At 70.0% G+C, this 6612-nt stretch carries 6 protein-coding genes; all 6 read right to left on the bottom strand.

Features of this window, described 5'->3' with window-relative positions:
• Positions 1-1079, bottom strand: a 1079-nt coding sequence (locus AC6EI8_RS22920; RefSeq protein WP_498382960.1) for a sensor histidine kinase, incomplete at its 3' end; no start/stop codon positions are given.
• Between the two features lie 426 nt (positions 1080-1505).
• Positions 1506-2462 (bottom strand): CysB family HTH-type transcriptional regulator, encoded by a 957-nt coding sequence (locus AC6EI8_RS22915; protein ID WP_149319068.1) that lies wholly within the window; start codon positions 2460-2462, stop codon positions 1506-1508.
• On the bottom strand, positions 2459-3670 hold the full coding sequence (locus AC6EI8_RS22910; RefSeq protein ID WP_498382959.1) for a sulfate/molybdate ABC transporter ATP-binding protein: 1212 nt from the start codon (positions 3668-3670) through the stop codon (positions 2459-2461). The genes AC6EI8_RS22915 and AC6EI8_RS22910 overlap by 4 nt, the downstream gene beginning before the upstream one ends.
• Positions 3667-4761 (bottom strand): sulfate ABC transporter permease subunit CysW, encoded by a 1095-nt coding sequence (gene cysW, locus AC6EI8_RS22905; RefSeq protein ID WP_498382958.1) that lies wholly within the window; start codon positions 4759-4761, stop codon positions 3667-3669. The genes AC6EI8_RS22910 and cysW overlap by 4 nt, the downstream gene beginning before the upstream one ends.
• Position 4762: 1 nt before the next feature.
• Positions 4763-5734: a sulfate ABC transporter permease subunit CysT gene (gene cysT, locus AC6EI8_RS22900; protein ID WP_498382957.1), complete on the bottom strand. Its 972-nt coding sequence runs from the start codon at positions 5732-5734 to the stop codon at positions 4763-4765.
• Positions 5735-5894: 160 nt separating this feature from the next.
• The gene (locus AC6EI8_RS22895; RefSeq protein ID WP_498382956.1) at positions 5895-6563 is read right to left on the bottom strand and encodes an RBBP9/YdeN family alpha/beta hydrolase; all 669 of its coding nucleotides are present in this window, start codon (positions 6561-6563) and stop codon (positions 5895-5897) included.
• Positions 6564-6612 lie beyond the last annotated feature (49 nt).

Raw genomic sequence — 6612 nt, 5'->3', positions numbered from 1 at the left:
CGCGTGACCGGCACGGTCAGCCGCACCACCACGCCGCTGGGCACGTTCTCCTCGATCTGCATCGTGGCGGCGGCGCCGAAGATCCGCGCCAGGCGTTCGCGCACATGCGTCAGCCCCAGGCCCGAGCCCTTGACCGGCGCCTGCGCGAAGCCGACGCCGGTATCGGCGATCGACACCTGCACGGCGTTCTCGCCCTGCGCGCGTGCCGACACGGTAATGCGCCCCCCCGCCATGCAGGGCTCGATGCCATGCGTGACGGCGTTCTCGACCAGCGGCTGGATCAGCATCGGCGGAATCTCGACCTCGGCCAGATCGTCGGGCAGATCGAACTGATAGGACAGGCGCTGGCCGAAGCGCAGCCCCTGGATATCGAGATAGCTGCGCAGCAGCGCGAATTCCTGCTGCAGCGTGCATTGTTCCGCGCGGGTATGGGCCAGCGAGCGCCGCAGGAAGCCGATCAGCCCCTGCAGCAGCTTGCGCGCGGCATGCGGATCGGTGGCGATCAGGCCGTCCAGGTGGGCCAGCGAGTTGAACAGGAAGTGCGGTTCGATCTGCGCCTGCAGCGCCATCAGCTGCGCGCGCACCAGCTGCTTCTCGGCCTCCTCGCGCTGCAGCGCGTCGAGCGCGGCCTGGCGCTGCAGGAAGGCCAGGCGCTCGCGCGACCAGTAGAAGTAGATCATGCTGGTCGCCGCCAGCATCCCGACCACCAAGCACATGCGCAGCATGTCGTTGGCCTCTTCCATCGACTTGGGCGGCAGGTCCAACACCATCCGCGTCGCCCAGCTGCCGAACAGCACGCCGAGCGGCACCGCGGCGATCGCCAGCAGGATGAAAGGCCAGCCCGCCGGGCGTTCGTTGCGCCAGATCACCACGCGCGGGATATCGATCAGCGCCCAGATCGACAGGCCGATCAGCTGGCTATAGACGAAGTTCTTCAGGAAGGTGCCGCCGGTCTGGAAGCCCCAGGTGAGGCTGACCGCGATCACGCCGTTCATGACCAGCACGAACACCAGGTCGCGTCCCAGCAGCGTCAGGCGGGAAGGAATGGCGTGGGTGAAACAGCGGTGCGTCGATCTCATGTCGCCTCCGTCCTTCCACCGCCACCTCGGCGACGCGGGTGTGGGGAGGGACCATTGCCTCATTCTAGCCGCGACCCGCCGACGTTCCATGCGGCGGTGCGGCCCCCAACCGCGGCATTCGCCAGCTCGGAGGCGGATCGCATGCGGCACGGGATGACCGGCGATGCGGTGCAGCATGGCTGGCGGCCGCTGCATCGGTACGCATCCCGTGTCCGTGCGCGTAATGTAACCCGGGTCACGGCGCGAATGAAACCCGGATGCGACGAACGGGCGACCAGCGGCGCGAAGGGGCCGCTGCCGGGTCCGAAGTGGATGCGGCCGCGCGACGGCATCGCGAGGCAATGCAACGATGCACCGCGGCGATCGCGCGGCGCCGAAGAAGAGCCAGCATGCGGCGGCGCCGCGATGCCGGCTTCGTGCGCAAGCCTACGCAGCCTCGGCCGTCAGCGCCCCGAAGCTGCCGCCCTCGGCCAGCGCGCTGCTGACCGCCTGCTCGGACAGCTGCGGCGCGAACAGCTGGATGAAGGCATGCGCATAGCCGCGCAGATAGGCGCCGCGGCGCACCGCCACGCTGGTGGTGTTCGGCGCGAACAGATGATCGGCCGCGATCCGCACCAGCCCGCTGTCCTTGCGCGGATCGTAGGCCATCGAGGCGATGATGCCGACGCCGAGATCGAGCTCCGCATACGTCTTGATCACGTCGGCATCGAGCGCGGTCAGCACGATCTCCGGCTGCAGGCCGGCCTGCGCGAAGGCGCTGTCGATCTTGCGCCGGCCGGTAAAGCCCGCGTCGTAGGTGATGATCGGAAAACCGGCCAGGTCCTCCAGCGTCGGCTCGGGCAGCCGCGTCAGCGGGTGGTCCGGCGCGACCACCAGCACATGGCGCCAGGTGTAGGCGTCGAACGCGGTCAGCGACGGCTCGCTCGCCAGCGCCTCGGTGGCGATGCCGATATCGGCCTGCCCCGACAGCAGCAGCTCGACGATATGGTTGGGCGAGGCCTCCTGCAGCGCCAGCGTGACGTGCGGATAGGCGCGGCGGAATTCCGTGACGACCTTCGGCAGCGCATAGCGGGCCTGCGTATGCGTGGTGGCCACCGTCAGCCGGCCGGTATGGCGGCCGGCGAATTCGTCGCCCGCCTGGCGCAGGTTCTCCGCCTCGAGCAGCAGACGCTCGACGATGCGGACGATCTCGCGGCCCGGCGCGGTCAGCCCGGTCAGCCGCTTGCCGTAGCGCTCGAAGATCTCGACGCCCAGCTCTTCCTCGAGTTCGCGGATCTGGCGCGACACGCCCGGCTGCGAGGTGTACAGCGCGTTGGCAACCTCGGTCAGGTTGAACTGGCGGCGCACCGCCTCTCGGATCGATCGCAGTTGCTGGAAGTTCATCGGGCCGCTCCTGCCTGTGCAGACGCTTGCGCCGCCGCTTGCGTCGCCGCTTGCGTCGCCGCTTGTGCCGCCGCTTGTGCCGAACCTCGACCCGCCTGCCGCACGCCCTGCCCGTCCGCGAACACGCGCATGCGCCGCGGCCGCGCCGCCAGCAGCTCGCCCTCGCGATAGCCGTCGCGCTGGAAGCGCTCGAGCGGCAGCACGACCTCGATCAGCTCGCGGTTGTCCTCGCGCTCCAGTTCCAGCTGCGCGACCGGTCCGAGCGCCAGCGCACGCCGCAGCGTCGCGACGATGCCTTCGGCGCCGGGCGCATAGCGCTCCAGCTCGACCTCGTGCGGACGGACGTAGCCGATCGCCTCGGCGCCCTCGGCCTCGTCGACCGAGCCCAGGCCGTCGTCGCCCAGACCATCGGACAGCGACAGCAGCGCCGCCCCGCTACGCAGCGCCCCGCCATCGGTCCCGCGCTCGAGCCGCCCGTGAATGCGATTGACATGGCCCAGGAAGCCGAACACGAACGGCGTGGCCGGATGCTCGTAGACCGCCTGCGGCGAGCCCACCTGCTCGACGCGACCGCGCTGCATCAGCACCACGCGGTCGGCCACCTCCAGCGCCTCCTCCTGGTCGTGCGTGACGAACACGCTGGTCACATGCAGTTCGTCGTGCAGGCGCCGCAGCCAGCGCCGCAGTTCCTTGCGGACCTTGGCGTCGAGCGCGCCGAACGGTTCGTCCAGCAGCAGCACGCGCGGCTCGACCGCCAGCGCGCGGGCCAGCGCGATGCGCTGGCGCTGGCCGCCGGACAGCTGCGGCGGATAGCGGTCGGCCAGCCAGTACAGCTGCACCAGCTCCAGCAGCGCGCGCACGCGCTCGCGGATCTGCGCCTCGCTCGGCCGCTCGCCGCGCGGCTTGACGCGCAGGCCGAAGGCGACGTTCTCGAACACCGTCATATGGCGGAACAGCGCGTAGTGCTGGAACACGAAGCCGACCTGGCGCTGGCGCACCGGCTGCCCGGTCGCATCCTGGCCGTCCAGCAGCACCTGCCCGCGGTCGGCGCGCTCGAGCCCCGCGATCACGCGCAGCAGCGTGGTCTTGCCGCAGCCGGAAGGTCCCAGCAGCGCGGTCAACTCGCCTTCGGCGAAATCGAGCGAGACGTCGTCCAGCGCGACGAAATCGCCGAACTGTTTGTGCAGATGCCTTACCTGAATGCTCATGATGTCCATCCCAAGCTGTCTTGCGCGTCGGCCGCGGAGGCCGGGCCGCGTACCTTGGCGGGGTGCCCGTCGCGCGCGGATTCCCCACCGAACGAGGGGGCATGCGCGTGCAACGTGGCCGGCCGTGCGGCCGCTGCGGACGTTGCCGCCGATACCGCCGATACCGCCGATGCTGGCGATGCAGCCGAAGCGGCCGGCACGGCCTCTTCGCTCGCCTCGCCCAGCTCCCGCCGCGTCCGGAATTCGACCAGTGTCTTGATCGCCAGCGTCAGCAGGGCCAGCAGCGTCAGCAGCGAGGCCACCGCGAAGGCGGCGACGAAGTTGTATTCGTTGTAGAGAATCTCGACGTGCAGCGGCATCGTGTTGGTCAGCCCGCGGATATGGCCCGACACCACGGACACCGCGCCGAACTCGCCCATCGCGCGCGCATTGCACAGGATCACGCCGTACAGCAGGCCCCAGCGGATATTGGGCAGCGTCACGCGCCAGAAGGTCTGCCAGCCCGAGGCGCCCAGCACGATGGCGGCCTCCTCTTCCTCCGTGCCCTGCGCCTGCATCAGCGGAATCAGTTCGCGGGCGACGAAGGGAAAGGTCACGAAGACGGTCGCCAGCACGATGCCCGGCACCGCGAACAGGATGCGGATGTCGTGCTCGGCCAGCCACGGACCAAGCCAGCCCTGCGCGCCGAACAGCAGCACATAGATCAGGCCCGAGATCACCGGCGAGACCGAGAACGGCAGGTCGATCAGCGTGGTCAGCAGGCTCTTGCCGGGAAATTCGAACTTGGCGATGGCCCAGGCCGCGGCGACGCCGAACACCAGGTTCAGCGGCACCGCGATCGCCGCGACGGTCAGCGTCAGGCGGATCGCGGACAGCGCGTCGGGCTCGACCAGCGCGTTCCAGTAGGCGTGCAAACCCTGGCGCAGCGCCTCGTAGAACACCGCGGCCAGCGGCACGAACAGGAACAGCGTCAGGAACAGCGCGGCCAGCGCGATCAGCGTGCGGCGCACCCACGGCGCCTCGGCGGTGGCGTCATGCAGGCGCCCGGGCGGCAGCGCGCGGGCGGCGCCCAGAGGAATCGTCGCGGCCATCTCAGAAGTCTCCGGCAGCGGTCAGCGCACGGGAGGAGTCGGCCGCGTCGTCGCGCGCCTGCACCGGGGCCTGGCGGCCGCCGTTCTGGCGGCGCCGCGACCAGGCCTGCAGCCCGTTGATCAGCAGCAGCAAGGCGAACGAGATCAGCAGCATTACCACCGCCACCGCGGTCGCGCCGGCATAGTCGTACTGCTCGAGCTTGGCGTAGATCATCAGCGGCGCGATCTCGGACACCATCGGCATGTTGCCGCTGATGAAGACGACCGAGCCGTACTCGCCGGTGGCGCGGGCGAAGGCCAGCGCAAACCCGGTCAGCAGCGCCGGCGCGATCGCCGGTACGATCACGCGCCGGAAGGTCTGCGAACGGGTCGCGCCGAGGCTGGCCGCGGCCTCTTCCAGCTCGCGCTCGAGTTCCTCCAGCACCGGCTGCACGGTGCGCACGACGAACGGCAGCCCGATGAAGGTCAGCGCGATCACCACGCCCAGCGGGGTGAAGGCGACCTTGATGCCCAGCGGCTCGAGCCAGCGGCCGATCCAGCCGTTGCCGGCAAACAGCGCGGTCAGCGCGATGCCGGCCACCGCGGTCGGCAGCGCGAACGGCAGATCGACCAGCGCATCGACCAGGCGCCGGCCGGGAAAGCGGTAGCGCACCAGCACCCAGGCCACCACCAGCCCGAACACGGTATTGACCAGCGCCGCGATCAGCGAGGCGCCGAAGCTCAGCTTGTAGGCGGCCAGCACGCGCGGCGCCGTGACGATCGCCCAGAAGCTGTCCCAGCTCAGCGTGAATGCCTTCAGGAAGGCGGCCGCCAGCGGAATCAGCACGATCAGCGTCAGATACAGCAGCGTGAAGCCGAGCGACAGGCCGAAGCCCGGCAGCACCGTCGGGCGGGCGCGCAGCGGGCCGGGCAGGCGCCGCGGAAAGGTCGGCGCCGCTGGCACGGTATCGGTCAATGGCAGGGTGGCAGGCATGGTGTCTGGTTCGAAAGCCGCCGACGGCGACGATGCGCGCCACGCGGGACGCACGTTGGGCGCCGCCGGCGCGTCAGTGCGGCGCCGGCGGCGGGACCAATAGATTGTGCAGAGCAGCGCTTATATCCAGAACGAATATTTACGCATGTCTTTAGTCGATTCAGATATATGGGACGGTCGGGATCACTTCGAGCCCGGCTTCCCACGCCGTGCCGTGCTGATCGTGGGGGCGTCCGCGGCGCCGGGTGTCGATCCTTTGCAGCAGCGTGCCGAGCAATCCCAGCCCTTCCGGCCAGCGGCCGAGGCCCGAATCGGCGTTGATGTGACCGAGACTGCCCGCGTCGTGCAGCTCGCTGCCCCACAGCGTGCCCCAGGTGAAGGCGGTGCGCTGCGCCATCCAGGGATCGTTGCGGCTTGCCACCAGCAGCGTCGGAAACGGCAGCCGGTAGGCCGGCAGCAGCGGCGCGACGCCGAACTTGTCGGGATCGGCCGGGGCGACCAGCAGGGCGCCGGCGATGCCATCGGGGTCGTTGGCCGCGTGCCGCAGCGTCGCCAGGCAGCCGAAGCTGTGGGCCACCAGCACCGCGCCGCGCGGCGCCACCCGCCGCACCCGCGCGACGGCGTCGCCCACCCGGTCGGCCCACAGATGCAGGCTCGGGCGCGACCAGTCGCGCTGCTCGACGCGCTGCCAATCTGGGAAGCGGTGTTCCCAGCGGCTCTGCCAGTGCTCGGGGCCGCTGCCGTGCAGCCCGGGCACGGTCAGGATGCCGAGCCCCGATGGGACCTCGAGCTCGATTTCGGCGGCATGGGACGGCAGATGCGACGTCATCTCGGTTCCTCCTGGTCTTCGTGGCGCGAATCGGCGTGGTGTGGGTCGG

The sequence above is a fragment of the Cupriavidus sp. R6-3 genome (assembly GCF_059772245.1).
This window is presented reverse-complemented; position numbering and strand designations above follow the sequence as displayed.